Source organism: Amycolatopsis sacchari (assembly GCF_900114035.1).
In the GTDB taxonomy this organism is placed as follows: domain Bacteria; phylum Actinomycetota; class Actinomycetes; order Mycobacteriales; family Pseudonocardiaceae; genus Amycolatopsis_E; species Amycolatopsis_E sacchari.
In genome coordinates, this window is the sequence record NZ_FORP01000001.1 from 328446 (window position 1) to 353836 (window position 25391).

The following is a 25391-nucleotide window of genomic DNA, read 5'->3' on the forward strand; positions in this document are numbered from 1 at the left end:
GTGTGGCGCACCCAGGCGAAGCGCACCCTGCCACCGGGCCGCGCCGCCGCGAAGACTCGGCTCCATGGAGACGAAGGACGTGGACGTCGTCGGCATGTGGGTCACCGCCGACGGCTACATCAGGCAGGAACTGCGTGCCGACGGGCGCTACGACGAGGCACGCGGAAACCGGCGCAGCGCCTACACCGGCCGCTACACCGTCACCGGGAACCACCTCGACTACGTGGACGACACGGGCTTCACCGCCACCGGCGACATCCGCGACGGCGTGCTCTACCACGAGCACCTGGTCCTCTACCGCGAGGAGCGCTCGTGACCGGCCGCCTCGACGGGAAGGTCGCGCTGGTCACCGGTGCCACCGGCGGGCTCGGGCGCGCGACGGCCGAGTTGTTCGCCCGCGAGGGCGCCCGCCTGGTCCTCACCGACGTCGACGGGGACGCGGTGCACGAGCTGGCCACGCGGCTCGGCGCGCTGCCCGCCCGTCTCGACGTGTCCTCGGCCGCGCAGTGGGGCGAGGTCGCCGGGCTGGTTCGCGACCGCTTCGGCAGGCTCGACGTGCTGGTCAACGTCGCGGGCATCGTGGACTGGCCGGGGATCGAGGACACCACCCTTCAGGCCTGGGACCGGGTGATCGCCGTCAACCAGACCGGGACGTGGCTCGGCATGCGGGCCACGCTGCCGCTGCTGCGGGCCTCGGGTGCCGCGTCGGTGATCAACACCTCGTCCGTGCTCGGCCTCGTGGGCAGCGGGGCCGCCGCGGCGTACCAGGCCAGCAAGGGCGCGGTGCGGCTGCTCACCAAGACCGCCGCCGTCGAGTACGCCACCCGCGGCGTGCGCGTGAACTCCGTGCACCCGGGCGTGATCGCGACCCCGATGATCCAGGACCTCCTCGACGAGCAGGGGGACGGCCAGCCCGACATCGTGCGCACCCCGATGCGCCGCGCGGGACGCCCGGAGGAGGTCGCGCCGGTGATGGTGTACCTGGCCTCCGACGAGTCCTCGTTCGTCACCGGGGCCGAGTTCGTCGTGGACGGGGGCCTCACCGCGCACTGACCGGCCGCCGTTTGGCACGCTGCGCACATGATCGTGGTCGCGGGGGTGGCGTTGCTGGCGTGGTTGTGGCTGGCTCTGGCGCAGGGCGGGTTCTGGCGCACCGACCAGCGGCTACCACCCCGGCGCACGCCTGCGGCCTGGCCGTCGGTCGCCGTCGTCGTGCCCGCACGCGACGAGGCGGACATCCTGCCGCACACGCTGCCTGGCCTGCTCGCCCAGCGGTATCCCGGTCAGGCGCGGGTGGTCCTGGTCGACGACGGCAGTGGCGACGGCACGGCGGACGTCGCGCGGCGGCTCGCCGGGAACGGCGGGCTTCCGCTGACGGTCACGTCGCCGGGCCCGATGCCGCCCGGCTGGACGGGCAAGCTGTGGGCGGTCGCGCACGGCGTGGCGGCCGCGGGTGACGCGGACTGGCTCCTGCTCACCGACGCGGACATCGCCCACGACCCCGGGTCGCTGACGGCTCTCGTCGAGTCGGCGGGGGAGCACGACCTTGTCTCGCAGATGGCCGTCCTGCGCACGCGAACCCGGTGGGAACGCCTGATCGTGCCCGCTTTCGTGTACTTCTTCGCGATGCTCTACCCGTTCCGGCGCGTCAACCGCCCGGGCTCGCGGACCGCGGCGGCCGCGGGCGGCTGCTGCCTGGTGCGGCGCGAGGCGCTGGAGCGGGCCGGGGGAGTGGCCGCGATCCGCGGTGCCGTGATCGACGACGTCGCGCTCGGCACCGCGATCAAGCGCAGCGGTGGCCGGATCTGGCTCGGGCTGGCCGAGCACGCCCGCAGCGTCCGGCCGTACCCGACGCTGGAATCGTTGTGGCGCATGGTTTCCCGCAGCGCCTACACGCAACTCCGGTATTCGCCGCCTTTGCTCGCCGGGACCGTGCTCGGCCTCGGGCTGGTGTTCCTCGCCCCGCCGGCGCTGACCGTGACCGGGGCGCTGCTGGGCGACCCGGTCACGAGTGGCGTCGCGGCGCTCGCGTGGCTCGTGATGGCGTTGACGTTCGTGCCGATGCTGCGCCACTACGGCCAGCCCTGGCCCGCCGCCCTGCTGCTGCCGGTCACCGCGACGCTCTACCTGCTGATGACGGTGGACTCCGCGGTGCAGCACTGGCGCGGGCGGGGTGCGGCCTGGAAGGGGCGCACCTATTTGCGGACCGGCCAGGAGTGAGTGTACAGTCACTCACATGACGAAACGCGGTGCCACGCTCTCCACCTCCGACGCCCGGCGTGAGGCGGTCGTCGACGCGGCCATCGCGGAGTTCGCCAAGTCCGGGTACCACAACACGCCCATCACGGCCGTCGCCGCGCGGGCGGAGATCTCCCCGGCGTACGTGTTCAAGCTGTTCCCCGGCAAGGTGGCGTTGTTCGTGGCGGCGCTGGACCGCTGCTACGAGCTGGTGGTGCAGGCGCTGGGGAAGGGCGCCGCGCGCACGGACGCCGCCGACCCGGAGCAGGTGCTGTACGAGATGGGCGGCGCGTACGCGGAGCTGATCACGGACAAGAACCTGCTGATGTTGCAGGTGCACGCCCAGTCGGCGTGCGACGTGCCGGAGATCGCCGAGGCCGTCCGGCAGGGCCTGGCCCGCGTGACCGAGTACGTCCGGTCGCGTTCGGGGGCGAAGGACGAGTCGGTGCAGCGGTTCATCGCCTACGGGCAGCTGTGCCACCTGATCACGACACTCGAACTCGACGGCCACCGCGGCGGCTGGGCCGCGGTGCTCACCGCCGGTATCCGGCACCCGAAGGCCCATGACACCGGGCCTCGGGGCTGAACGACCAGCCCGGGTCGCCGGGCCTTTTTTCGGACCGTGCAGTGACTGACCAATCACTCACTACCAAGGAGCAGACCATGACCACCATCACCGAAATCGTCCTGCCGGGCCGGGTCGAGCCACGGGGCCTCGTGCTCAACCGCCGCGAACTGCCGCCGGCCGGGGCGGGACAGGCGCTGGTCGCCGTCGAGGCCACCGGGGTCTCGTTCGCCGAGCAGCAGATGCGCCGCGGCAAGTACTTCGACCAGCCCCCGTTCCCGTTCGTGCCCGGCTACGACCTGGTGGGCACCGTCGTCGAGACCGGCGAAGGGGTCGACGAGGCGTTGCGGGGACGGCGCGTCGCCGCGATGACCAAGATCGGCGGCTGGAGCAGCCACGTGGTGCTCGACGCGGCGGATCTCGTGCCGGTGCCGGACGGACTGGACCCGGCCGAGGCGGAGACGTTCGTCGTCAACGGCATCACGGCCTGGCAGATGCTGCACCGGACCGCGAAGGTCCGTGCCGGGCAGACGATCCTGGTGCACGGGGCGAACGGCGGCGTCGGTTCGACGCTCGTGCAGCTCGCGCGCGCCGCCGGGGTGCGCGTGCTCGGCACGGCGTCGGCCCGCAACTTCGAGGCCGTCCGCGCGCTGGGCGCGCTGCCGGTCGACTACCGCGGCGACGTGCCCGGCCAGGTGCGTGCCGTGGCGCCCGGGGGAGTGGACGCCGTGTTCGACCACGTCGGCGGGCCCGGGATCGTGGACTCCTTCCGCCTGCTGGCCCCCGGCGGCACGCTCGTCGCCTACGGCACGGCGTCCACAAAGGACCATGAGGGGAACTCGCGGCTCCCGGTGCTGAAGTTGTTCGCGCGGCTGCTGTGGTGGCGGCTGCTGCCCAACCGGCGCCGCGCGCACTTCTACAACATCTGGGCGGGCAAGCGGAACCTCGCGCGCTTCCGGGCGCGGCTCGCCGAAGACCTCGGCGCCGTGTTCGCCCTCGCCGCACGCGGTGAACTGCGGGCACAGGTGGCGGCGCGCTTCCCGCTCGCGGAGGCGGGCAAGGCACTGGAGCTGGCCGAGTCGCACACCGTCACCGGCAAGGTCGTGCTGGTCCCCTGACGCAGGTCGGCCTGACTTTCGAGCCCAAGGCCGCCGGTCAGGGCCGATCGAGCGGCGGCGCCCGGTCTCCCCGCCGCTTGATCGGCCCTTCCCGCCGGGTTACTGTACAGGTATGGACAGGACTGGACAGGTTCGCTTCGGGAAGCGGGACCGGCTCGTGGCCGACCTCGAGCGGCAGATCCACTCCGGCAGGCTCGCCCGTGGCGACCAGCTGCCGGGGGAGCACGAGCTGGCCGAGCGGTACCGGGTCAGCCGCGGCACCGTCCGCAGTGCGCTGTCCGAGCTGCAGCGCCGGGACCTCATCGCCACGCAGAGCGGCGTCGGCTCGTTCGTCACGTTCGACGGGGTCCAGCTCGACCAGTCGCTCGGCTGGGCCACCGCGCTCGCGGGCTCCGGGTTCGACATCGCGACGGAACTGCTCGGCATCGAGCGGACCACCGCCGCCGCGCTGACGGAGCGGTTCGAGATCCCCGAATTCGTTGCTGTGCGGCGACTTCGCCGGGACCGCGAGGCGGGGCCGGTCTCGTACGAGGTCGCGCTCGTGCCCGCCACGGGGGAACTCGCCGAACTGCCCGAGCGCGGCCTGCTTCGCAACTCCCTCACCGCCACGCTCGCCTCCGCCGGGCTGCACGCCGCCGGAGGCGAGCAGTGGATCGGCACGCAGGCCCTCACCGAGGACACCGCCGCCCTGCTCGAACGGCCTGTCGGCGAGCTGTTCCTGCACGCCACCCGCACCAGCACCGATCCGTCGGGCGGGCTCGTCGAGCACGTCGTCAGCCTGCTCGACCCCGCCCGGTTCCGGTTCCACCTGACCTTCGGAGCACGATGAACACCCGCGAGCGCGCGCTCGGCGCCTTCACCGGACTGGCACTCGGCGACGCGCTGGGCATGCCCACGCAGTCGATGTCCCGCGAGCAGATCGCCGCGCACTACGGCCCGGTCCGCACGCTGCTGGACGCCGTGCCCGAGCAGCCCATCGCCCCGAGCCTGCCCGCGGGCTCGGTCACCGACGACACCGAGCAGGCCGTGCTGGTGGCGCGCCTGCTGATCGAGGGCGGGGGCCGGATCGACCCGATGGTCTTCGCGAAGGCGCTGCTGGACTGGGAGGCCGACATGGTGCGGCGCAACCTCTCCGACCTGCTGGGCCCGTCCACCAAACGCGCGCTGCAGCTGCTGGAGTCGGGCACCCCGCCTGAGGAGGCGGGCCGGTACGGCACCACGAACGGCGCCGCGATGCGGATCACCCCGGTCGCGATCGCCACGCCACCGGGGCTGGACGTCCTGCTCGACGCCGTCGTCGCCGCCAGCGGGCTCACCCACAACACGAGCCTGGGCATCGCCGGCGCCGCGGCCGTCGCCGCCGCCGTGTCCGCCGGGATCGAGGGCGCGGACCTGCCCGCCGCGCTCGACCACGCCGAACAGGCGGCCGCCGCCGGGGCGCGGCGCGGGCACTGGAGCGCGGGCGGGGACATCGCGGCGCGCCTCCGCTGGGTCCGCGGCTGGGTGCGGGGTATGGACGTGCCCGAGCTCGCCGACGCCGTGGCGGAGGTGGTCGGAACGTCCGTCGCCGCACAGGAATCCGTGGTCGCCGCGTTCGCGCTCGCCGAAGCGCTCGGCGACCGGCCTGTGGAAGCGCTGGCGCTCGCCGCGGAACTGGGCGGCGACACCGACACGATCGCCGCGATGTGCGGCGCCGTCCTCGGCGCGCAGCACGGGCTGTCCGGCCTGCCCGCCGACCTCGTCGCCACCGTGCGCCGGGTCAGCCACCTCGACCTCGGACCCGTCGTCGACGGGTTGCTCGACCTTCGTTCTTCGGCCCAAAGGAGCGCCCGATGACTACCGAGACCACCGACACGAGCGTCCGCGCCGAGGGCGCGCTGGAGACCCGCGGCATCGAACCGGTGCCCGAGAACGAGCGCACGGGCCACCCGATGCAGCTGTTCTGGGTGTGGTTCGCCGCCAACATCTCGATCCTCGGCCTGCCGCTGGGCGCGACGCTCGTCGCCATCCAGCACCTGGCCTTCTGGCAGGCCGCGATCGTCGCGCTGCTCGGGTCGGTCGGCTCGTTCGCCATCGTCGGCGCGGTCTCGATCGCCGGGCGCCGCGGGGGTGCGCCCGGACTGACGTTGTCCCGCGCGGTGTTCGGCGTGCGCGGCAACGCCGGGCCCACGCTCGTCTCGCTGGTTTCGCGGCTGGGCTGGGAGACGGTCAACACCACGACCGCCGCGTTCGCGCTGTTGTCGTTGTGCGCCATCCTGTTCGGCACGGGTTCGGACGCGAAGTCGGTGCCCGTGCTGACGATCGTGTGCATCGCGGTGTTCGTCGTGTGCACGGTGATCGTGTCCGGGCTGGGGCACCGCGTGCTCGTGGCCGTGCAGCGCTGGGCGACGTGGATCTTCGGCGCGCTGAACATCGTCGTCGCGGTGAGCCTGGTGTCCACTGTGGACTGGAACGCGGTCGGTTCGGCGCCGCCCGCGTCGGTCGGCGCGATGATCGCGGGGATCGGCACGATCGCGGCGGGCACCGGCATCGGCTGGGCCAACGCGTCGGCGGACATGTCCCGCTACCAGCACCCGGCGGTGCGCGCCGGGTCGCTCGTCGCCTCGGCGGCCGTCGGCGCGGGCATCCCGCTGGTGCTGCTCATCTCGCTGGGCAGCCTGCTGTCGGCGGGCGACCCGACGCTGGCGCAGGCGGGGGACCCGGTCGCCGCGATCCGCGGGATGCTGCCGGCGTGGATGGCGGTGCCGTACCTGATCGCCGCGTTCGGCGGGCTGCTGCTGTCCAACCACCTGTCGGTGTACTCGGCGGGCCTGACCACGCTGACGCTGGGGATCCGCATCAAGCGCGTCTACGCCGTGGTCGTCGACGTCGTGGTGACCACGCTCGGCGCGATCTACTTCATGCTCGTCGCCGACAACTTCTACGACCCGTTCATCGCGTTCATCAGCCTGCTCGCGGTGCCGATCACGGCGTGGGTCGGCGTGTTCGCGACGGACATGCTGCGCCGGAAGACCTACGACCCCGCCGCGTTGATGGACCTGCGCCGCACCAGCCGGTACTTCTACCGCGGCGGGGTCGAGCCGAGGGCGGTCGCGGCGTGGGCGCTGGCGATCGTCGTGGGCTACCAGTTCACGACCGCGGGTTCCGGGGACGACGTGTGGTTCACCGGGGTCTTCGCCGGCAGCTGGCCGGGGCGGAACGGGCTGGGCTGGGTGATCACGTTCGTCGTGGCGGCGGGGCTGTACGCGCTGCTCGGCGGTGCCCGTCGCGTGGAGGCCCGGTGACCGGCCGGCTGGTGCACACCGGCCAGGTGATCGTGGACCTGGTCATGCGGGTGCCCGCACTGCCCGCGCCCGGCGGCGACGTGCTGGCGTCGGAAACCGGGCTGCACGCGGGCGGCGGCTTCAACGTGATGTCCGCGGCCGCCCGGTCGGGGGCGCGCGTCGTCTACGCCGGGGCGCACGGCACCGGCCGCTTCGGCGACCAGGTCCGCGCGGCGCTCGCCGTCGAGGGCATCGAGGTGGCGCAACCGCCTGCGGACTCCGGGGACACGGGCGTGTGCGTGGTGCTGGTGGACGCGACCGGCGAGCGCACTTTCGTCACCGGCACGGGCGCGGAGGGCCGGTTGCTGCCGGACCAGCTCGCCGGGGTCGGGGTGACGCGCGAGGACCTGGTGTACGTCAGCGGCTACAGCCTGCTGCACGAGTCGAACCGGGCGGCGTTGCGGGCGTGGCTGCCCGGCCTGGACGGGGCTCGCGTGCTGTTCGACCCGGGACCGCTGGTCGGGGAGATCGATCCCGCGACGCTGGCGGAGGTGCTGTCCACTGTGGACATCGTGTCGGCGAACGCGGCCGAGGCTCGTGTTCTCGGCACTCTGATCGAGCAGCTGCCGAAACCGGGTGCGGTGGCGGTCGTGCGGGACGGTGCCGACGGCTGCCGGATCATCGCTGAGGGCCGGACCGTTGCCGTGCCGGGCTTTCCGGTGGTCCCGATCGACACGAACGGCGCCGGGGACACCCACTGCGGCGTGCTCGCCGCGGCCCTGCTCGCCGGTGCCGACCTCGAAACGGCAGCGGTCCGCGCGAACGCGGCGGCGGCGCTGTCAGTGCTCCAACGGGGCCCGGCGACGGCGCCGTCCCGCGAGCGGATCGACCGCTTCCTCGCCACGCGGTGATCGGTCACGAGCGACGGTCGGTGTGCCAGTTGCCGCGTGTTCCCCGGGGTTGAGCCGTTCCTCGCCGCGCGGTGATCACCGCCGTGTGGCGGGGACGGGTGGCGGTCCGGTGGTCCCGCGCAATACGAGTGGGCGCGGGTTTTCTTGGCTGGGCAGCCGTTCCTCGCCACCCCACGATCACCGCCGTGTGGTGGCCAGCGGCCGCGGTTCAATGGTTCGCTCCATACGAGCGCCGCGCGTTCGACGGCTGAGCGGCGGGTTCTCGCCGCGCCGTGATCACCGCGCTATGGCGGCCACGGGTGGCGGTCCGGTGGTGCCGCGCACCACGAGCTGCGGCTGCAGCACCAGTTCCCGCGGCTGAGCATCCGGGTCCTCCAGCCGCGCCACAACCGCCTGCACCGCGAGCCGCCCCTGCCGCGGGGTGTCCTGCCTGACCGACGTCAGGTCGATGTGCGACAGGCGGGCCAGGTGGCTGTCGTCGTAGCCCACCACCGACACGTCGCGCGGCACCTCCAGCCCCGCGCGCCACACGGCGTCGAGGAACCCGAGCGCGCACCGGTCGTTCCCGGCGAACACGGCGGTCGGCAGGTGCGCGCGGTCGGCGAGCAGCGCGCGGGCGGCACGGGCACCGGAATCCTCGGTGTGGTCGCCCGGCAGGACGCGGATCTCCGCTGCCAGCCCGTGCCTGCGCATCGCGGCGAGGTAACCGCGACGCCGCTCTGCCGCGCCCGCGCCGTTGCCGCCGTCGATGTGGGCGATCGACCGGTGGCCGAGGCCGACCAGGTGGTCCACGATCTGCCGCACCCCCTTGGTCTCCGCGACGTGCACCGCGTCCACCCGCGCGCCGGGGAACCGGCGGCCGACCACCACCGCCGGGATCCGTTCGCCCAGTTCACGCACGTAGTCCGCGTCCAGCTCACCGCCGAGCAGGATCAGGCCCTCGCAACGGTGCGACAGCAACGCCTCCACCGCACGCCGCTCGCCGCACTCGGGCAGCGCGGCCGACAGCAGGATCTCGTAGCCACGCCGTTCCGCCTCCGGGTGGATCGCCTCGACGAGGTCGGCGTGGAACAGGTTGCGCACGGTCAGCATCACGCCCAGCACGCGGCTGCGGGAGCGCGCGAGCAGGCGTGCGGCGCTGTCGGGCCGGTACCCCAGCTCCCGCGCGGCGGCGAAGACCCGCGCCCGGGTTTCCTCGCCGGCACCGGGTTCGCCCCGGAACACCAGTGACACCAACGCCCGTGACACGCCTACACGCGCGGCGACGTCCGCCATCGTGGGGCGGCGCCGCGGAAAGTCGTCTGCCATGGTTCCCGCCTGTCCCGGCGCAGGGAGGGCTTGACAAGGGGTGTGACGGGCACCATAGTACGTCGCACTAGAGCGCGCTAGTAGCGCGCGACAGGCTCCGTTCCCCTCCGTGCACGAAGAGGTGCAGGTATGCAGAAGAGGAACCGCAGGCTCGCCTGGCTCGCCACGCTCGCCGCCGTCGCGCTGATGCTGGCCGGCTGCAGCAGCTCCGGTGGCAAGCAGGCCGAGCAGCAGGCGGCGGGCGCTGCGGCCGGTACCGCGAACACCGCCCGGATCAGGATCGCCATGATCACGCACGAGACGCCGGGTGACACGTTCTGGGACATCGTGCGCAAGGGGGCGGAGGCCGCGGCGGCCAAGGACAACGTCGACCTGGTCTACTCCAACGACCCGGCGGGCCCGAACCAGGCGAACCTCGTGCAGAACGCCATCGACCAGAAGGTCGACGGCATCGCGCTCACCCTCGCCCACCCCGACGCGATGAGCGGCGCGCTCGCCAAGGCGAAGGCGGCAGGCATCCCCGTGGTGGGCTTCAACTCCGGTCTGGACCAGTGGTCGCAGCTGGGCCTCCTGGAGTACTTCGGTTCCGACGAAACCCTGGCGGGACAGGCGTTCGGCAACCGGCTCAACGACGTCGGCGCGCGGCACGCGTTGTGCGTCATCCACGAACAGGGGCAGGTCGCGCTCGAAGCGCGGTGCGCGGGTCTCAAGCAGACCTTCCGCGGGCAGACCGAACTGCTCTACGTCAACGGCCAGGACCAGACCGCGGCGCAGTCGACGATGCAGGCGAAACTCCAGCAGGACAGGGGTATCGACTACGTCGCGACGCTCGGCGCGCCGATGGCGCTGCTCGCCGTGCAGTCGGTGAGCGGGGCGGGCAGCTCCGCCAAGGTCGCCACGTTCGACACGAACAAGGCGCTCGTCCAGGCCATCAAGAGCGGTTCCGTGCAGTGGGCGGTCGACCAGCAGCCGTACCTGCAGGGCTACCTCGCCGTCGACGCGTTGTGGCTGTACAAGTACAACGGCAACGTGCTCGGCGGCGGCAAGAGCACGCTGACCGGCCCGGCGTTCATCACCAAGGACAACATCGACGCCGTAGCCCGCTTCGCCGACAACGGAACCCGGTGAGGCGCATGACCCACGTCAGCACTCCCGTGCCGGCGGCGGGCACGCCGTCGGCACAGGCCCGCCCCCGGTCGTTCGGGCGGCGTGTCGTCGCGCGGCCGGAGCTGAGCTCCCTGCTCGGCGCGGTGGCGGTGTTCGTGTTGTTCTTCGTGGTGGCACCGCCCTTCCGCGAACCGGCGTCACTGTCCACTGTGCTCTATTCGAGTTCGACGATCGGGATCGTGGCCGTCGCGGTCGCGCTGCTGATGATCGGCGGCGAGTTCGACCTCTCCGCGGGGGTCGCGGTCACCACGGCCTCCCTCACCGCGTCGATGGTCGCCTACGAGCTGAGCCTCAACGTGTGGGCAGGCGTCGGCGCGTCGCTGGTGCTGGCGCTGGGGATCGGGTTCCTCAACGGCTACCTCGTGATGCGCACGAAACTGCCCAGCTTCCTCATCACGCTGTCGACGTTTCTGATGCTGCAGGGGCTGAACCTGGCCGTGACGAAACTGGTCAGCGGCACCGTCGCGACCGACTCGATAGCCGACATGGACGGGTTCGCCTCGGCGAAGGCCGTGTTCTCGGCGGACATCGTGATCGGCGGGGTCGCGGTCAAGGTCACGGTGTTCTGGTGGCTGGCGTTCGTCGCGCTCGCGACGTGGCTGCTGCTGCGCACGCGCGCGGGCAACTGGATCCAGGCGGTGGGCGGGCAGGCCGACTCCGCGAGGGCGGTCGGCGTGCCGGTGAAACGGACCAAGATCGGGCTGTTCGTCACGGTCGGTTTCGGCGCCTGGTTCGTGGGCATGCACCAGCTGTTCGCGTTCGACTCGGTGCAGTCCGGCATCGGGATCGGCAACGAGCTGCTCTACATCGCCGCCGCGGTGATCGGCGGCTGCCTGCTCACCGGGGGTTACGGTTCGGCGGTCGGCTCGGCCATCGGTGCGCTGATCTACGGCATGACCACCCAGGGCATCGTCTACGCCGGGTGGAACCCGGACTGGCTGAAGTTCTTCGTCGGCGCGACGCTCCTGCTCGCCACGCTGCTCAACATGTGGGTGCGGCTGCGCACCTCGCGGAGGTGAAACCGTTGGCGGGCAAGGCCTTTGTGGAGCTTCGCGACGTGGGCAAGAGCTACGGCAACATCACCGCGCTGCGCGGCGTGAGCGTGACCGTGCGGCAGGCCGAGGTGACGTGCGTGCTCGGGGACAACGGCGCGGGCAAGTCCACCCTGATCAAGATCATCTCCGGGCTGCACCGGCACGACACGGGGGAGTACCTCGTGGACGGCGCGCCGGTGAGCTTCGGTTCCCCGCGCGAGGCGCTCGACCGCGGCATCGCGACGGTGTACCAGGACCTCGCCGTCGTGCCGTTGATGCCGGTGTGGCGGAACTTCTTCCTCGGCTCGGAGCCGACGCGCGGCTGGGGCCCCGTCCGCAGGCTCGACGTGGAGGGCATGCGCCGCACGACCGACTCGGAACTGCGGAAGCTGGGCATCGAGCTGCCCGACGTGGACCAGCCGATCGGCAGCCTGTCCGGCGGGCAGCGGCAGTGCGTGGCGATCGCGCGTGCCATCCACTTCGGGGCGCGGGTGCTGATCCTCGACGAGCCGACGGCGGCGCCGGGGGTCAAGCAGTCCGGCGTCGTGCTCAAGTACGTCGCCGCGGCGCGTGACGCCGGGCTGGGCGTCGTGTTCATCACCCACAACCCGCACCACGCCTTCCTCGTCGGCGACCACTTCGTCGTGCTGCGGCAGGGCGAGGTCGAGCTGAACGCGCCCCGCGCCGAGCTGACGCTCGACCAGCTGACGCACCACATGGCGGGCGGGTCGGAGCTGGAAACGCTGCGGCACGAACTGGAGGCGCAGCCGTGAACCCGCTCGCCGTGCACTGCTGAAAGGGGCCGGATGACGAGCATCGGCGTCGCCGTGATCGGGGCGGGCATGGCGGGACGGGCGCACGCCGCCGGGTACCGGTCCGCGGGCACGGTGTTCGGCCTCGACCGGCCGGACGTCCGGCTGGTGGCGATCGCCGACGTCACCACCTCGCTCGCCGAGGACGCTCGCCGCCGGTACGGCTTCGAACGTGCCGAAGCCGACTGGCGCGCCCTGCTGGACGCCGGCGACGTGGACGCGGTGAGCGTCGTGGTGGCGAACCAGTTGCACCGCGAGATGGCGGAAGCGTTGCTGGCGGCCGGAAAGCACGTGCTGTGCGAGAAACCACTGGCGCACACCGTGGCGGACGGCGAGGCGATGGCCGCGGCGGCCGTCCGCACCGATCGCGTCGCCGCCGTCGGCTTCACCTACCGGTGGTCGCCCGCAGTCAGCGCCATCCGCGGGGAGCTGACCGCCGGAAACCTCGGCGATGTCGTGCATTTCAACGGCCACGGCTGGTACGACTACGCCGCCGACCCGCGCACGCCGTGGACGTGGCGCTACCGCGGCGGCCCGGGCACGGGGGTGCTGGCCGACACCGGCAGCCACCTGCTCGACCTGGCCGAGTACCTGTGCGGACCGATGGTCTCGATCAGCGGTGGCGCGTTCACGACGGTCATCGACCGGCGCCCCGTGCCCGCCGGACCGACGACCGGGCACACGCGCGGCGAGCTGACGGGGGAGTACGCGGTGGTCGAGAACGAGGACGTCGCGACGTTCACCGCCCGGTTCGCCGGTGGCGCGCTCGGCACGTTCTCGCTGTCGCGGGTGGCGCACGGGCTGCCCAACGGACTGGCGTTCGAGGTGTTCGGCACCGGCGGGTCGGCCGCGTTCGACCTGCAGCGCCCCGGGGAGTTCACGTTCTCCGATCCGGCCCCGCGCGCGGCGGTCAACGGGCACCGGCGCGTGTTCGTGGGGCCCGCGCACCTCGCGGGCGGGTTGCCGATGGACGCGCCCGGGCAGGGACACGGCGTCGCGGACCTGTTCACCTACCAGGCACGGTCCTTTGTGGACCAGATCGCGGGCGTCAAGGAGCTGCCGCCGTGCGCGACGTTCGAAGAGGGCGTGCGGGTGCTGAAGCTCGTCGAAGCGGTGATCGCCTCGGCTCGTGCCGGCTGACGATCAGGACCTGCGGCGTGGCCTGCCGCGGCGTGGCACGGGTTTGCGGGCCGGCGGCTGCTTGCGCTTCTTCGGCTGCGGGGGAGTCGGCGGGCGGCCGCGGGTGCTGTTGACGGTGCGGCCGCGGACGATGCCGATGAACTGCTCCATCAGGTCGGTGGTCTCGTCCTCGAGCCAGGACAGCGCGACGCGGGACTGCGGGGTGTCCGTGACCGGCCGGTAGGTCAGGTCCCTGCGGTGGTGCAGGCGTGCGAGCGACTGGGGGACGACGAGCAGCCCCACCCCGGCGGCGACCAGTTCGATCGCGTCGGCCGTGGTGGCGGGGCGCTCCAGGGCCGGGCGGCCGGGTGGGCGCTCCCAGTCGAGGGTGTCGTCGAGCGGGTGCAGGAGGATCTCGTCGGCGAGGTCGTCCGGCGTGACCTCGTCGGCGGCCGCGACGAAGTGGTCCTTCGGCACCACGACGACGGTGGTCTCGGTGTAGAGCGGGATGGCGTGCAGGCCCGTGCGGTCGGTGGGCAGGCGCAGGAGCACGGCGTCGGCGGCGCGCTCGCGAACCAGGTCCGCCGCGTCGGCCGGTGTCACGCCGACGAGTGACAGCGGGACGGCGGGCACCCGCTCCTCCCACTTCCGCACCCACTTGCCCGGCTGCACACCGGGGACGTAGGCGAGGGTGAAGGAGGGGGCGGGGCTGGTCACGCGGGCCAGGTTACCGGGCGTGGTCGGCCCCGCGGCGGGCGCTCGTTACCCTGGACGGCATGACCTCGCGCAAGACCACCCAGACGATGAAGCCCGCCACGGCGGCGAAGAAGCTGGGTGTGTACCTCGAAGCCACTCCCGCGGAGTTCCGGGAGGGCGTCGTCTCGCGCGACGAGCTGAACGCCCTGCAGGCCGATCCGCCGGAGTGGCTGCGGGAGCTGCGGCGCAACGGGCCGCACCCGCGCCCCGTCGTCGCGGCGAAGCTCGGGGTGTCGATCAGCGGGCTGGCACGCGGCGGGATCACGGAGCCGCTGACGACGGAGCAGATCGACGCGCTGAAAGCGGAGCAGCCGGAGTGGCTCGTGCGGGAGCGCGCGGTTCAGGCGGAGGTCCGCCAGGAAGCGGCGCGGCTGAAGGGCCAGGACCGGGGCTGATCCTGCCGCTGGTGGTCGTTGGGGGTGGCTGGTTGCGGCGGTGGCCGGGCCTGGGGCGCTGCAACTGCCGCGCGATTGAAGGGGACTGACCACGCCTGACCGTGACCCCCGGTGGTGACTGGCTGCGGCGTGGCCGGGCTGGGCGCTGCGGCTGCCGCCCGGCTGCAGGGGACCGACCGCGCCTGACCATGGCCGCCGGTAGTGACTGACTGCGGCGCCCGGCCGGTGCTGTCGGGTGCGCTGTGCTGTGGCTGAACGGACGGCATCGAGACTGACGGGGCCGCGGCGGCCGGGCCGGGGGCGATGCGCGGCGCTGCCCGCCTGAAGGCACAGGACCCTCGCGCCGTCGGTAGCTGACTGCGGGGGAGGCCCGGCCGGGGCGATGCGTCGCCGCGGCCTGGCAACCAGCAGCAGCCCCCCGGCCCCGGTGCAGGCACCTGGGCCGCCGATGCGGGCCCCGGCCACCGGTGACGGCCCTCGGGCCGCCGGTGGCAGCCGCCGGTGGCAGCCCGTGCCGCCGGGGGCGGGCTCCCGGTCCCTGGTGGCGGGCCCTCGGTCACCGGCAGCAGGCCCCGGCCCTCGGGCCGCCGGTGGCAGCGCCCGTGGCCCCGGCGGCGGGCCCTCCGGTCACTGACGGCAGCCCCCTGGCCCCCGGTCACCGGGAGCGGGCCCCGGCCGCCGCTGGCGGCCCAGGCCAAAGCCGCCCCCACCCCCAACCCCACCTGCCATGCGACCTCCCCGCGCCGCTCAGCCCATGCTCTTCGCGCCGTCCAGGGACTCCCTGATGATGTCGGCGTGGCCGGCGTGCTGGGCGGTTTCCGCGATGATGTGCAGCACCACGCGGCGGGCCGACCACCGGCCGCCGGGCTCGAACCACGGGGCCTCGGGCAGCGGGTGGTCCACGTCGAGGTTCGGCAGGCCCGCGACCAGCTCGTCGGTCTCCCGCGCCACCTCGGCGTAATCCGCCAGCACCCCGGTCAGCGTCTCGCCGGGCAGCAGCCGGAACTCGTCCGCGCGCCGGGCGTAGTCCTCCTCCGTCATCTCCGCGAAGTTCGGCATCGCCGCCGGGCCGCGCCGGATGAACTCCGCCCAGCCCTTCTCCACCGACGTCACGTGCTTGATCAGGCCACCGAGGCACAGCTCGCTCGCGGTGGTGCGCTGCCGCGCCTGGTCGTCGGTGAGGTCGCGCGTGGTGAAGCGCAGGAAGTGCCGCTGCTTCGCCAGCCCGGCCAGCAGGTCCGCCTTCTCGCCGGTGATCGTCGCCTGGGTCATGGCCGCCGCCTTTCGTCTCGGTTTCGCCGTCGAAACCCAAGCTAACCGGCATTGCGGCCAGTTTCCGGCCGCAATGCGCGGCAGAATCGGAAACATGGCGAACACGAGCACGCGCACCCTGCGGCTGCTGTCCCTGCTGCAGAGCCACCGCTACTGGCCCGGCGCCGAACTGGCGGAGCGGCTCGGCGTTTCGCCCCGCACGCTCCGGCGGGACGTGGACCGGCTGCGCGAGCTGGGCTATCCGGTCGAGGCGCAACGCGGGGTCGACGGCGGGTACCAGCTCGCGGCCGGCGCGGCGCTGCCCCCGCTGGTGGTCGACGACGATGAGGCCGTCGCGCTCGTGGTGGGGTTGCAGACCGCGGCGCAGGGCCCCGTGGACGGGATCGCCGAGTCCTCCGTCCGCGTCCTGGCCAAGGTGGTGCAGGTGCTGCCGCGACGGCTGCGGCACCGGGTCGACGCGCTGCGGGCGATGACCGTGCCCGCGAGCTGGCGCGGCGGGGGAGTGGACCCCGGCGTGCTCACGACGGTCGCGCTGGCGTGCCGGGACGCCGAACGCGTCCGCTTCACCTACACCGCCGCGAACGGCACCCGCACCGACCGGCACGCCGAGCCGCACCGGCTGGTGTCGCTCGGGAACCGGTGGTACCTGGTGGCCTACGACCTCGTCCGGCACGACTGGCGCAGCTTCCGCGTCGACCGGCTCACCTCGCCCGCGGTCACCGGCGAGCGGTTCCGGCCCCGCGAGCTGCCCGCCGCGGACGCCGCCGAGTTCGTGCGCCGCAACCTCGACAACCTCTACCGCGCCTACGACGTCGAGGTGCTCGTGCACGCCCCGGCGGCGACGGTGCGGGAACGGATCGGCCGGTGGTGCACGGTCGAGGAGGCGGGCGAGTCGTGCCGCGTGCGGATGACCGCGGAGTCGCTGGACTGGCCGACGATGGCGCTCGGCGTCGTCGGCGCCGACTTCGAGGTGGTGTCCCCGCCCGAGCTCGCCGAGCAGGTGCGGGACTGGGGCGCGCGCTTCAGCCGCGCGTAGCCCGGTTGCCCCAGTCGATGCTCAGCCGCACGGCGTGCCGCCAGTTCGCGTACTCGGCCTCGCGGCGGGCGGCGGGCATCTGCGGCAGCCACTGCGCGGCGCGGTGCCAGTTGCGGCGCAGCCCGCGGAGGTCCGGCCACAACCCGACGGCCAGCCCCGCGGCGTAGGCGGCGCCGACGGACACGGTCTCGGCGAGCATCGGGCGCATCACCGGCACGTCCAGCACGTCCGCGATGAGCTGCATCAGCAGGTGGTCCGGCGTCATCCCACCGTCCACTTTGAGCGCTTTCGTGGTCAGCCCGGAGTCGGCGTTCATGGCCTCGACAACCTCACGGGTCTGCCACGCCGTCGCTTCCAGCACCGCACGGGCGAGGTGGCCCTTCGTGACGTAAGAGGTCAGCCCGACGACGAGGCCGCGCGCCTCGCTGCGCCAGTGCGGGGCGAACAACCCCGCGAAGGCGGGCACGATGTAGCAGCCGCCGTTGTCGTCCACGGTCCTGGCGAGGGTTTCGATCTCCGGCGCCGTGCGGATGAGCCCGAGCGCGTCGCGGAACCACTGCACGAGCGAGCCGGTGACCGCGATCGAGCCCTCCAGCGCGTAGTGGGCGGGCTCGGCGTCGAGCTGGAACGCGACCGTGGTCAGCAGCCCGTGCCGCGAGGACACCGGTTCCGTGCCGGTGTTCATGAGCAGGAAGCTGCCCGTGCCGTAGGTGCACTTGGCCTCACCCGCGTCGAAGCACGTCTGGCCGAACAACGCCGCCTGCTGGTCGCCGAGTGCCGCCGCGATGCGCAGCCCCGGCACGACGCGGCGGGTGATGCCGTGTTCCCGCGCGGACGGCTGGATCTCCGGCAGCATCGCCCGCGGGATGCCGAAGAACGCCAGCAGGTCGTCGTCCCAGTCCAATGTGGACAGGTTCATCAGCAGGGTGCGGCTGGCGTTGGTGACGTCGGTGACGTGGCTGCCGCCGTGGGCACCGCCGGTGAGGTTCCAGATCAGCCAGCTCTCCATGGTGCCGAACAGGACGTCGCCGCGTTCGGCGCGCTCACGCAGGCCCGGGGTGTGGTCGAGCAGCCAGCGCACCTTGGGCGCGGAGAAGTACGTCGCCAGCGGCAGCCCGCTGCGTTCCCGCACCCGCTCCGCGCCGGGCAGCGCCGACAGTTCGCGGACGAGGTCCTCGGTGCGGGTGTCCTGCCACACCACCGCGCGGCCGACGGGGACACCGGTGTGGCGGTCCCACAGCACGGTGGTCTCCCGCTGGTTCGCGATGCCCAGCCCCGCCACCTGGCTCGCGTCGATCCCCGCCTCCCGCAACGCCTGCGGCACGATCCGGTCGACGTTGCGCCAGATCTCGGTGGCGTCGTGCTCGACCCAGCCCGGGCGCGGGAAGTGCTGCCGGTGCTCGCGCTGCACGACGGCGACGAGCCGCGCCCGCTGGTCGAACACCAGGCAGCGGGTGGACGTCGTGCCCTGGTCGATCGCCATCACGTGGTGCGCGGGCATCAGCGGACCTCCGGCCGTTTCATGCCCCGAGGTTAACCAAGGCCGATTCGGAGTACGCGGCACCGGCTGGCGCCACTTCTGCAACACTCCCTAGCGGTCGGTCTCCAGATCGCGGCTCACCGCGAGTGCCGCGTCCCGGACGCTCTGCACGAGCGCCGGGCGCGGCCTGCCGCGGGTGTCGCAGAGCCGGTCGACCGCGCCGGTGATGCCGATGGCGCCGACGACGAGCCCGCCGAACGAGCGGATCGGCGCGGCGACACCGGCCTCGCCGGGCACGAACTCCTCCACCTCCGCCGCCCAGTCCGCCTCGCGGATCCGCGCCAGCGCGCCGCTCAGCGCCGCCCCCGTGGTGAGGGTGCGGCGGGTGTAGGGCTCGGGCGCGCCCGACAGCACGGTCTGGGCGAGGTCGGCGTCGAACGCGAGCAGCACCTTGCCGAGCGCGGTCGCGTGCAGCGGCTGGGAACTGCCGACGTCGAGCGACTGCTGCGTGTCGTCCGGCCGGAACACGTGGTGCACCACCAGCACGCTGCCGCCGTCCGGCACGCCGAGCCGCACCGCCTCCCCGCTGCGGGCGGCGAGCGCGTCGGCCCAGTTGCTCGCGCGCGAGCGGAGGTCGTTGGCGTCGAGGTAGCCGGGACCGAGGTGCGACAACGCGTCCCCGAGTGAATACTGGCCGGATACGGGATCCTGGTGGACGAAGCCCACGCCCTGCAGGGTGCGCAGCAGCCCGTGCGCGGTGCCCTTCGCCAGCCCCAGCCCGGCGGCGATGTCGGCCAGCCCGAGCCTGCCCGACCCGCGCGCGAGCAGCCGCAGGATCGCGGCGGCGCGTTCGATGGACTGGATGGGGCCCGGCACGACGCGAACCTTAACCCCTTTCCGTTCGACAATGCCGACCGCACCTCCCGCGCCCGAGCTGCCGTTCGGCGCGGGCCACCCCCGTGCGCGAGATCGGGCGTTCGACGATGCCGAACGGCCCCCGTTGTCGCCCCCGTGATCGCTTCCTAACGTCCCCGGCACCCGCCCCGGTGGCGTGGCGGGACTGGGTTCGGAGGTGGCAATGGAGCGTCTCAAGGCCGGCGGGCTCGCCGGCGAGGTGCTGGCGGAATTCGCCGGCACCCTCATCCTGATCTTGTTCGGCGTGGGCGTGGTCGCGCAGGTCGCGGCCGCCGGCATCGGTGACCACGACAGCATCGCGTGGGCCTGGGGCCTCGGCGTGGTGCTCGGCGTGTTCGTCTCCGCCCGCATCAGCGGCGGACACCTCAACCCCGCGGTGACAGTGGCGCTGGCGGTGTTCCGCGACTTCTCGTGGCGCAAGGTCGCCCCGTACGTGCTCGCCCAGACCGCGGGCGCGTTCGTCGCCGCGCTGCTCGTGCGGTGGAACTACAGCGAGGTCCTGTCGGCCGCGGACCCGGGGCACACCATCAAGACCCAGGGCGTGTTCTCGACCCTGCCGGGCAACGGCACGCTGCCCGTGAGCGACCTCGGCGCGCTGCGCGACCAGATCATCGGCACCGCGATCCTGCTGTTCCTCGTCGCCGCGATCACCGACGCGCGCAACCTCGTGCCCCCGCAGTGGGCCTCGCCGATCATCGTCGGCGCCGTCGTCGTGGGCATCGGCATGGCGTGGGGGACCGACGCCGGGTACGCGATCAACCCCGCCCGTGACTTCGGCCCGCGGCTCGCGTCCTTCCTCACCGGCTACGACGGCGCGTGGCTCGACCAGTACGGCAACCCCTACTTCTGGGTGCCGATCGTCGGCCCCCTGATCGGCGGCGTCGTCGGCGTCGGTCTCTACCGGCTGCTCGTCGGCCGGTTCCTCCCCACCGCCGGGCCGGCCGAGCCCGGGCGGATCCCCGTCGAGGCCAAGGCCTGAGCAGGAAGGTGACGACAATGGGCGAGTTCGTCGGCGCGATCGACCAGGGCACGACCAGCACCCGGTTCATGGTCTTCGACCACGGGGGCAACGAGATCGTGCGCCACCAGCTGGAGCACGACCAGATCCTGCCGCGGCCCGGCTGGGTCGAGCACAACCCGACCGAGATCTGGGAACGCACCCGCGCGGTCATCGAAAGCGCGCTCACCAAGGGCGACCTGCGGGCGAGCGACCTCGCGGCGGTCGGCATCACCAACCAGCGCGAGACGACCGTGGTGTGGAACCGGCGCACCGGCCGGCCCTACACCAATGCGATCGTCTGGCAGGACACCCGCACCGACCGCATCGCCGCCGCGCTCGACGCGGACGGCCGCGGCGACGTCATCCGCCAGAAGGCGGGCCTGCCGCCCGCGACGTACTTCTCCGCGGGCAAGCTGCAGTGGATCCTGGAGAACGTCGACGGGGTGCGTGCCGCGGCCGAGGCGGGCGACGCGATCTTCGGCACGATGGACACCTGGCTGCTGTGGCACCTCACCGGCGGCGTCGACGGCGGGGTGCACATCACCGATCCCACCAACGCCAGCCGCACGATGCTGATGAACCTGGAGACGTGGGACTGGGACGACGAGCTGTTGTCCTTCTTCGACATCCCGCGCCAGATGCTGCCGTTCATCCTCCCGTCCGGGAACCCCGAACTGCACGGCGTGACCCGCGCGAACGGGCCGTTCGGCGGCGAGGTGAAGCTCGCCGGGGTGCTCGGCGACCAGCAGGCGGCGACCGTCGGCCAGCTGTGCTTCCGGCCCGGCGAGGCCAAGAACACCTACGGCACCGGCAACTTCCTGCTGCTCAACACCGGCCACGAGCTCGTGCGCTCGCAGCACGGGCTGCTCACCACGGTCGCCTACCAGTTCGGCGAGGAGAAGCCGGTCTACGCCTTGGAGGGCTCGATCGCCGTCACCGGCTCGGCCGTGCAGTGGCTGCGTGACCAGCTCGGCATCATCAGCGGTGCCGCGCAGAGCGAGGCGCTGGCGAGCCAGGTCGAGGACAACGGCGGTGTCTACTTCGTCCCGGCGTTCTCGGGCCTGTTCGCGCCGTACTGGCGTTCCGACGCCCGGGGCGCGCTGCTGGGCCTGTCCCGCTACAGCACCAACGCGCACGTGGCGCGCGCGACGCTGGAGGCGATCTGCTACCAGAGCCGCGACGTGGTGGAGGCGATGACCGCGGACTCCGGCGTCGAGCTGGAGGTGCTGCGGGTGGACGGCGGGGTGACCGCGAACCAGCTGTGCATGCAGCTGCAGGCGGACATCCTCGGCGTGCCGGTATCGCGGCCGGTCGTCGCCGAGACCACCGCGCTCGGCGCCGCCTACGCCGCCGGCCTGTCGGTCGGGTTCTGGGGCTCCACGGACGAGCTGGAGCAGAACTGGCAGGAGGACCGCCGCTGGGAGCCCACGTGGAGCGATGAGCAGCGGGCCGAGGGCTACGCGGGCTGGAAGAAAGCGGTTTCCCGCACGGTCGGCTGGATCGACGCGGACTGACGGAAGCGAAGGAAGTAGGACACGTGCACGAATCCCTTGCCGGGCAACGGGCCCGGACCACGGAGCTGCTGACCACCGGCCGGTTCGACGTGCTGGTGATCGGCGGCGGCATCGTCGGGCTCGCGACCGCGTGGGAGGCCGCCAGGGCCGGGCTGCGCGTGGCGGTGGTCGAGAAGGGCGACTTCGCGTCGGCCACCTCCAGCGCCTCGTCGAAGCTCGTGCACGGCGGTCTGCGGTACCTGGCGATGGGCAACGTCAAGCTGGTGCGGGAGAACCACCGTGAACGCCGCGCGCTCGGCACCACGGTGGCCCCGCACCACGTGCGCCCGCTGCCGTTCCTCGTGGCACTGCGCCGCGGCGGTCCGCACGGGCCGGTGACGATCGGTGCCGGGATGCTCGCCTACACGGCGTTGTCCGGCTTCGCCGACGGCATCGGGCACATCATCTCGCCCGCTCGGGCGCAGCAGTACGTGTCGGGCCTGCGCGCGGACGCGCTGACGGCGTGCGGCATCTACCACGACCACCAGATGAACGACGCCCGGCTCGCGGTCACCACCGCGCGGGCCGCCGCCGCGTCCGGTGCCGTGCTGCTCAACCACGCCGAGGTGCTCGGACTGCGCACCGCCGGTGGGCAGGTGTCCGGTGTGGACGTCCGGGACACCTTGTCCGGTAAGGAGTTCGGCGTCGACGCCGAGGTCGTCGTGAACGCGGCCGGGCCATGGGTCGACCACCTGCGGCGGCTGGAGGACCCGGCCGCACGGCCCAGCATGCGGCTGTCCAAGGGCACGCACCTCGTGCTGCGGCGGCACGGCACGTGGGACGCCGCGGTCACCACCCCGCTCGACGGCGGTCGCGTGTCCTTCGCCATCCCCTGGGAGGGGCGGCTGCTGCTGGGCACCACCGACGAGGAGTACCGGGGCGACCCGGGCGACGTCCGCCCCACGGACGCCGACGTGGACCAGATCCTCGGCGAGGCCGGGTTGTCGATCGGGGAGGAGCACCTGCGCCGGTCGGACATCGTGTACTCGTTCGCGGGGCTGCGCGTGCTGCCCGGCGGCGAGGGCGACACCCAGCACGCCAAGCGCGAGACCGTGGTCAGCGTCGGGCGCGGCGGCATGATCAGCATCGCGGGCGGCAAGTGGACGACGTTCCGCGACATCGGCCGGAAGGTGCTCAAGCAGCTGCGCACGCGGCTGCCGCAAGCCACGCCCGGTCCGGTCAACGCGCCGCTGCCCGGCGCGGCGAGCCCCGAGGCGGTGGAGCACGTGCTGCTGCGTGCCGCCCCGGAGCTGCCGCAGGACGTCGCCGCCCACCTGGCGCGGCACTACGGCTCGGTCAGCCACGAGCTGCTCGCGCTCGGGCTCGAAAACCCCGCCCTGCTCGAGCGCGTGCACCCCGATGGACCCGACATCTGGGCCCAGGTGGTGTACGCGATCGAGCGGGAGTGGGCGTGCGAGCCCGACGACGTCCTGCGCCGCCGCACCACGCTGACCGTGCGCGGCCTGGACACCCCCGAGATCCGCGCGCGTGTCGCGGAGCTCCTCCAGGGCGCGCTGGTCTGAGGCCCGGGGAGGTGCTCAGGACTCGACGGCGGGCTTGAGCACCTCCTCGCACCACTGCCGGAACGTCGTCGGCGTGCCGCGGCGGTCGGCGTCCGGCTCGCCGAGGTCGAGGCCGTTGTCCTTGGCGGTCATCATGTCGATCATCGCCTGCGCCACGGCCTCGGACGTCCCGCGGCCGATCATCATCGCCTTCAGGTCCGCCGCGGGGATCCGCTGGTACCGCACGGGTTTGCCGAGCACCTCGGACATGGTGCGCGCGAGGTCGTCCTGGGACAGGTCCTCGGGACCGAGCACGGGCACGCTGTCGTACCCGCTCCACGTCGGGTCGGTCAGCAGCCCGGTGGCGACGGCGGCGATGTCGCGCGTCGCGCACGTCGGCGCCTTCGTGTCGCCCGCGATGATGTCGTAGAAGACGCCCTGGTCGCGGATCGAGGCGACCTGCCGGAGCAGGTTGTCCATGAACGTGGCGTTCGCGAGGGAGCGGTACGGCACGCCGGTGCTCGCGAGCAGGTCGTCCATCGCGATGGACGCCGTGACGTGCCCGGCGTTGCCGACGACCGGCGTGCCGCGGCCGATGGACGAGACGCCCACGACGCGCCCGACCCCCTGGGTCTTGATGGCTTCGTACGCGGGCCTGCTGAAGTCCACGTACGCGGCCTCGATGCTCTCCGCGCGCGGATCCGGTGGCACCAGCCAGAAAACGGCGTCGGCACCGTCGAACGCGCGGGTGACCACGTCGAGGTCGCCGTGCGAGCCCGGCACGACCTCGACGCGTTCTCGGACGTCATCGGACAGCTTGCCCGGATCCCGCACGACGACGCGGACCCGCTCGTCCCGGTCGAGGAGGTTGCGGACGACCTGGCGGCCGATGGCGCCCGTGGGCGTGGTGACGACGATCATGAGGACCTCCTGGGATTTCCCTTTTGCCGCTGCCGAGTCAACTGCGGGCCGGGGCGGAGGTGAAGGACCGATCCAGTCGGCATTGATACCGTGGGAATATGAGTGATCTGGAGGTGCGGCAGCTGCGGTACTTCGTGGCGGTCGCCGAGGAGCTGCACTTCGGCCGCGCGGCGGAGCGGCTCGGGATGGCGCAGCCGCCGTTGTCCCGGGCGATCCGGGAGCTGGAGCGGCAGCTGGGCGTGCGGCTGCTCGAACGCACGACGCGCCAGGTCAGGCTGACGTCGGCGGGGGAGGTGCTGCTTCGGGACGCGCGCACCGCGATCGAGGCCGTCTCCGCCGCAGGCCGCAGGGCGCAGCACGCGGGGCGGCCGGCGCCAGGGCTGCGGCTGGCGCTGAAGGCGGACTACGACGCCGGGTTGCTGCCCCGGATCCTCAGCGCGTTCGAGCAGGAGGACGAGGCCGTGCCGGTGGAGCTGCTGCTCGGCGGTCGCGGCGAGCAGGCCCCGGCGTTGCGCGAGGGCAGGGCGGACGTCGCGCTGCTGCCGGAGCCGTTCGAGCCGCGGGGCCTGGACAGCGAGCCGCTGCTGACGGAACCGCGCCTGCTCGCGATCGCGGCGAACGACCCGCTCGCCGCCCGTTCTTCCTTGTGCCTGGCCGATTTGCGGGGGCGGACGCTGCCGGACGGCGGTGCGGCGGAGGACGGTGGCCTGGTGCTCGGCCCGGAGACGATCCGCCGGTCGACGCGGGACCTGGCGCAGATCTTCAACCTTGTCGAAGTGAGCGGCCTGGTGTGGTTCGTGCCGGATTCCCTGGCGCGGCGCCATCCGCGGCCGGGCATCGCGTACCGCACGGTGACGGACCTCCCGCCGGTGACGCTGTACCTGGCCTGGCCGCAGGATTCCCGTTCCCCGGCCGTGGCGGCGTTCGTGCGGGCGGCCACCGCGGTCGCGGCGGAGGTCGCGTCGCCGGCACCCGTGGCGGGGTGATGGTGCCGCCGGTGCTGATCGGGTCCCCGCTGGGTGACCG

General features: G+C 72.9%; 25 protein-coding genes. 19 read left to right on the forward strand and 6 right to left on the reverse strand.

What is annotated here, in order from left to right; translation table 11 throughout:
- The first annotated feature begins 64 nt into the window (after positions 1-64).
- The 9 genes from BMZ92_RS01590 to BMZ92_RS01630 all read left to right on the forward strand — a co-directional run bounded on the left by BMZ92_RS01590 (position 65) and on the right by BMZ92_RS01630 (position 8095).
- A complete protein-coding gene (locus tag BMZ92_RS01590; protein WP_091503780.1) occupies positions 65-316 on the forward strand; it encodes an Atu4866 domain-containing protein in 252 nt (83 codons plus the stop codon).
- Complete coding sequence (locus BMZ92_RS01595) at positions 313-1053, forward strand: SDR family NAD(P)-dependent oxidoreductase (RefSeq protein WP_091503782.1); 741 nt, start codon at positions 313-315, stop codon at positions 1051-1053. Before BMZ92_RS01590 ends, BMZ92_RS01595 begins: the two co-directional genes overlap by 4 nt.
- Positions 1054-1080: 27 nt before the next feature.
- Complete coding sequence (locus BMZ92_RS01600) at positions 1081-2220, forward strand: glycosyltransferase (protein ID WP_091503783.1); 1140 nt, start codon at positions 1081-1083, stop codon at positions 2218-2220.
- A gap of 16 nt (positions 2221-2236) precedes the next feature.
- A complete protein-coding gene (locus BMZ92_RS01605; RefSeq protein ID WP_091503785.1) occupies positions 2237-2824 on the forward strand; it encodes a TetR/AcrR family transcriptional regulator in 588 nt (195 codons plus the stop codon).
- A 77-nt stretch (positions 2825-2901) separates the two neighbouring features.
- Complete coding sequence (locus BMZ92_RS01610) at positions 2902-3921, forward strand: medium chain dehydrogenase/reductase family protein (RefSeq protein WP_091503786.1); 1020 nt, start codon at positions 2902-2904, stop codon at positions 3919-3921.
- A 112-nt stretch (positions 3922-4033) separates the two neighbouring features.
- A complete protein-coding gene (locus BMZ92_RS01615) occupies positions 4034-4750 on the forward strand; it encodes a GntR family transcriptional regulator (protein ID WP_091503788.1) in 717 nt (238 codons plus the stop codon).
- Entirely contained in the window at positions 4747-5757 is a 1011-nt protein-coding gene (locus BMZ92_RS01620) for an ADP-ribosylglycohydrolase family protein (protein ID WP_091503789.1), read from the forward strand. The genes BMZ92_RS01615 and BMZ92_RS01620 overlap by 4 nt, the downstream gene beginning before the upstream one ends.
- Positions 5754-7205 (forward strand): purine-cytosine permease family protein, encoded by a 1452-nt coding sequence (locus tag BMZ92_RS01625; RefSeq protein ID WP_091503791.1) that lies wholly within the window; start codon positions 5754-5756, stop codon positions 7203-7205. Before BMZ92_RS01620 ends, BMZ92_RS01625 begins: the two co-directional genes overlap by 4 nt.
- Entirely contained in the window at positions 7202-8095 is an 894-nt protein-coding gene (locus tag BMZ92_RS01630) for a PfkB family carbohydrate kinase (protein WP_091503793.1), read from the forward strand. The genes BMZ92_RS01625 and BMZ92_RS01630 overlap by 4 nt, the downstream gene beginning before the upstream one ends.
- Before the next feature lie 276 nt (positions 8096-8371).
- On the opposite strand, the gene BMZ92_RS01635 is transcribed toward BMZ92_RS01630, so the two are convergent.
- On the reverse strand, positions 8372-9403 hold the full coding sequence (locus BMZ92_RS01635) for a LacI family DNA-binding transcriptional regulator (protein WP_245782827.1): 1032 nt from the start codon (positions 9401-9403) through the stop codon (positions 8372-8374).
- A gap of 129 nt (positions 9404-9532) precedes the next feature.
- On the opposite strand from BMZ92_RS01635, the gene BMZ92_RS01640 reads away from it, so the two are divergent.
- From BMZ92_RS01640 to BMZ92_RS01655, 4 genes are read left to right on the forward strand one after another with little or no spacing between them, the layout of a single operon-like run.
- Positions 9533-10531 carry a substrate-binding domain-containing protein gene (locus BMZ92_RS01640; protein ID WP_091503796.1) on the forward strand — a complete coding sequence of 333 codons (999 nt, stop codon included), beginning with the start codon at positions 9533-9535 and terminating at the stop codon, positions 10529-10531.
- Positions 10532-10536: 5 nt separating this feature from the next.
- The gene (locus tag BMZ92_RS01645; RefSeq protein ID WP_091503797.1) at positions 10537-11589 is read left to right on the forward strand and encodes an ABC transporter permease; all 1053 of its coding nucleotides are present in this window, start codon (positions 10537-10539) and stop codon (positions 11587-11589) included.
- Positions 11590-11594: 5 nt separating this feature from the next.
- Positions 11595-12377, forward strand: a complete 783-nt coding sequence (locus BMZ92_RS01650) for an ATP-binding cassette domain-containing protein (protein ID WP_218153367.1) — start codon at positions 11595-11597, stop codon at positions 12375-12377.
- A 33-nt stretch (positions 12378-12410) separates the two neighbouring features.
- A complete protein-coding gene (locus BMZ92_RS01655) occupies positions 12411-13556 on the forward strand; it encodes a Gfo/Idh/MocA family protein (RefSeq protein ID WP_091503799.1) in 1146 nt (381 codons plus the stop codon).
- 3 nt (positions 13557-13559) lie between these two features.
- Here the strand turns inward: BMZ92_RS01655 and BMZ92_RS01660 are convergent, their stop codons facing one another.
- Positions 13560-14252, reverse strand: coding sequence for a LysR family transcriptional regulator substrate-binding protein (locus BMZ92_RS01660; RefSeq protein WP_091503800.1), 693 nt, complete (start codon positions 14250-14252; stop codon positions 13560-13562).
- 59 nt (positions 14253-14311) lie between these two features.
- On the opposite strand from BMZ92_RS01660, the gene BMZ92_RS01665 reads away from it, so the two are divergent.
- Positions 14312-14686 carry a DUF5997 family protein gene (locus tag BMZ92_RS01665; RefSeq protein ID WP_091503802.1) on the forward strand — a complete coding sequence of 125 codons (375 nt, stop codon included), beginning with the start codon at positions 14312-14314 and terminating at the stop codon, positions 14684-14686.
- A 747-nt stretch (positions 14687-15433) separates the two neighbouring features.
- Here BMZ92_RS01665 and BMZ92_RS01670 read toward each other — a convergent pair.
- Positions 15434-15958, reverse strand: a complete 525-nt coding sequence (locus BMZ92_RS01670; RefSeq protein WP_091503803.1) for a DinB family protein — start codon at positions 15956-15958, stop codon at positions 15434-15436.
- Positions 15959-16052: 94 nt separating this feature from the next.
- Here BMZ92_RS01670 and BMZ92_RS01675 point away from each other — a divergent pair, with 94 nt between their 5' ends.
- Entirely contained in the window at positions 16053-16994 is a 942-nt protein-coding gene (locus BMZ92_RS01675) for a helix-turn-helix transcriptional regulator (RefSeq protein WP_091503805.1), read from the forward strand.
- Here the strand turns inward: BMZ92_RS01675 and glpK (BMZ92_RS01680) are convergent.
- Positions 16981-18495 (reverse strand): glycerol kinase GlpK, encoded by a 1515-nt coding sequence (glpK, locus tag BMZ92_RS01680; protein WP_091503806.1) that lies wholly within the window; start codon positions 18493-18495, stop codon positions 16981-16983. The two genes, BMZ92_RS01675 and glpK (BMZ92_RS01680), sit on opposite strands and share 14 nt — an antisense overlap.
- A 90-nt stretch (positions 18496-18585) precedes the next feature.
- Positions 18586-19350 (reverse strand): IclR family transcriptional regulator, encoded by a 765-nt coding sequence (locus BMZ92_RS01685; protein WP_091503808.1) that lies wholly within the window; start codon positions 19348-19350, stop codon positions 18586-18588.
- 202 nt (positions 19351-19552) lie between these two features.
- Between BMZ92_RS01685 and BMZ92_RS01690 the strand changes: the two genes are divergently transcribed.
- The 3 genes from BMZ92_RS01690 to BMZ92_RS01700 are packed head-to-tail and all read left to right on the forward strand — an operon-like array spanning position 19553 to position 23465.
- Positions 19553-20368 carry an MIP/aquaporin family protein gene (locus BMZ92_RS01690; RefSeq protein ID WP_091503809.1) on the forward strand — a complete coding sequence of 272 codons (816 nt, stop codon included), beginning with the start codon at positions 19553-19555 and terminating at the stop codon, positions 20366-20368.
- Between the two features lie 17 nt (positions 20369-20385).
- Entirely contained in the window at positions 20386-21903 is a 1518-nt protein-coding gene (gene glpK / locus BMZ92_RS01695) for a glycerol kinase GlpK (RefSeq protein ID WP_091503811.1), read from the forward strand.
- A 23-nt stretch (positions 21904-21926) separates the two neighbouring features.
- Positions 21927-23465 carry a glycerol-3-phosphate dehydrogenase/oxidase gene (locus BMZ92_RS01700; protein ID WP_091503813.1) on the forward strand — a complete coding sequence of 513 codons (1539 nt, stop codon included), beginning with the start codon at positions 21927-21929 and terminating at the stop codon, positions 23463-23465.
- A gap of 15 nt (positions 23466-23480) precedes the next feature.
- Here the strand turns inward: BMZ92_RS01700 and BMZ92_RS01705 are convergent, their stop codons facing one another.
- Positions 23481-24365 carry an NAD(P)H-binding protein gene (locus tag BMZ92_RS01705; protein WP_091503814.1) on the reverse strand — a complete coding sequence of 295 codons (885 nt, stop codon included), beginning with the start codon at positions 24363-24365 and terminating at the stop codon, positions 23481-23483.
- Positions 24366-24463: 98 nt separating this feature from the next.
- Between BMZ92_RS01705 and BMZ92_RS01710 the strand changes: the two genes are divergently transcribed.
- Complete coding sequence (locus BMZ92_RS01710) at positions 24464-25351, forward strand: LysR family transcriptional regulator (protein ID WP_091503816.1); 888 nt, start codon at positions 24464-24466, stop codon at positions 25349-25351.
- Positions 25352-25391 lie beyond the last annotated feature (40 nt).

Bases quoted from the DNA above. Each gene is read 5' to 3' on its own strand.
- BMZ92_RS01635 (WP_245782827.1), bottom strand. From the start codon at position 9,403: ATGGCAGACGACTTTCCGCGGCGCCGCCCCACGATGGCGGACGTCGCC.
- BMZ92_RS01625 (WP_091503791.1), top strand. From the start codon at position 5,754: ATGACTACCGAGACCACCGACACGAGCGTCCGCGCCGAGGGCGCGCTG.
- BMZ92_RS01665 (WP_091503802.1), top strand. From the start codon at position 14,312: ATGACCTCGCGCAAGACCACCCAGACGATGAAGCCCGCCACGGCGGCG.
- BMZ92_RS01645 (WP_091503797.1), top strand. From the start codon at position 10,537: ATGACCCACGTCAGCACTCCCGTGCCGGCGGCGGGCACGCCGTCGGCA.
- BMZ92_RS01605 (WP_091503785.1), top strand. From the start codon at position 2,237: ATGACGAAACGCGGTGCCACGCTCTCCACCTCCGACGCCCGGCGTGAG.
- BMZ92_RS01655 (WP_091503799.1), top strand. From the start codon at position 12,411: ATGACGAGCATCGGCGTCGCCGTGATCGGGGCGGGCATGGCGGGACGG.
- BMZ92_RS01690 (WP_091503809.1), top strand. From the start codon at position 19,553: ATGGAGCGTCTCAAGGCCGGCGGGCTCGCCGGCGAGGTGCTGGCGGAA.
- BMZ92_RS01600 (WP_091503783.1), top strand. From the start codon at position 1,081: ATGATCGTGGTCGCGGGGGTGGCGTTGCTGGCGTGGTTGTGGCTGGCT.
- BMZ92_RS01705 (WP_091503814.1), bottom strand. From the start codon at position 24,365: ATGATCGTCGTCACCACGCCCACGGGCGCCATCGGCCGCCAGGTCGTC.
- BMZ92_RS01590 (WP_091503780.1), top strand. From the start codon at position 65: ATGGAGACGAAGGACGTGGACGTCGTCGGCATGTGGGTCACCGCCGAC.
- BMZ92_RS01610 (WP_091503786.1), top strand. From the start codon at position 2,902: ATGACCACCATCACCGAAATCGTCCTGCCGGGCCGGGTCGAGCCACGG.
- glpK (WP_091503806.1), bottom strand. From the start codon at position 18,495: ATGCCCGCGCACCACGTGATGGCGATCGACCAGGGCACGACGTCCACC.
- BMZ92_RS01670 (WP_091503803.1), bottom strand. From the start codon at position 15,958: ATGACCCAGGCGACGATCACCGGCGAGAAGGCGGACCTGCTGGCCGGG.
- BMZ92_RS01640 (WP_091503796.1), top strand. From the start codon at position 9,533: ATGCAGAAGAGGAACCGCAGGCTCGCCTGGCTCGCCACGCTCGCCGCC.
- BMZ92_RS01675 (WP_091503805.1), top strand. From the start codon at position 16,053: ATGGCGAACACGAGCACGCGCACCCTGCGGCTGCTGTCCCTGCTGCAG.
- BMZ92_RS01615 (WP_091503788.1), top strand. From the start codon at position 4,034: ATGGACAGGACTGGACAGGTTCGCTTCGGGAAGCGGGACCGGCTCGTG.
- glpK (WP_091503811.1), top strand. From the start codon at position 20,386: ATGGGCGAGTTCGTCGGCGCGATCGACCAGGGCACGACCAGCACCCGG.
- BMZ92_RS01620 (WP_091503789.1), top strand. From the start codon at position 4,747: ATGAACACCCGCGAGCGCGCGCTCGGCGCCTTCACCGGACTGGCACTC.
- BMZ92_RS01710 (WP_091503816.1), top strand. From the start codon at position 24,464: ATGAGTGATCTGGAGGTGCGGCAGCTGCGGTACTTCGTGGCGGTCGCC.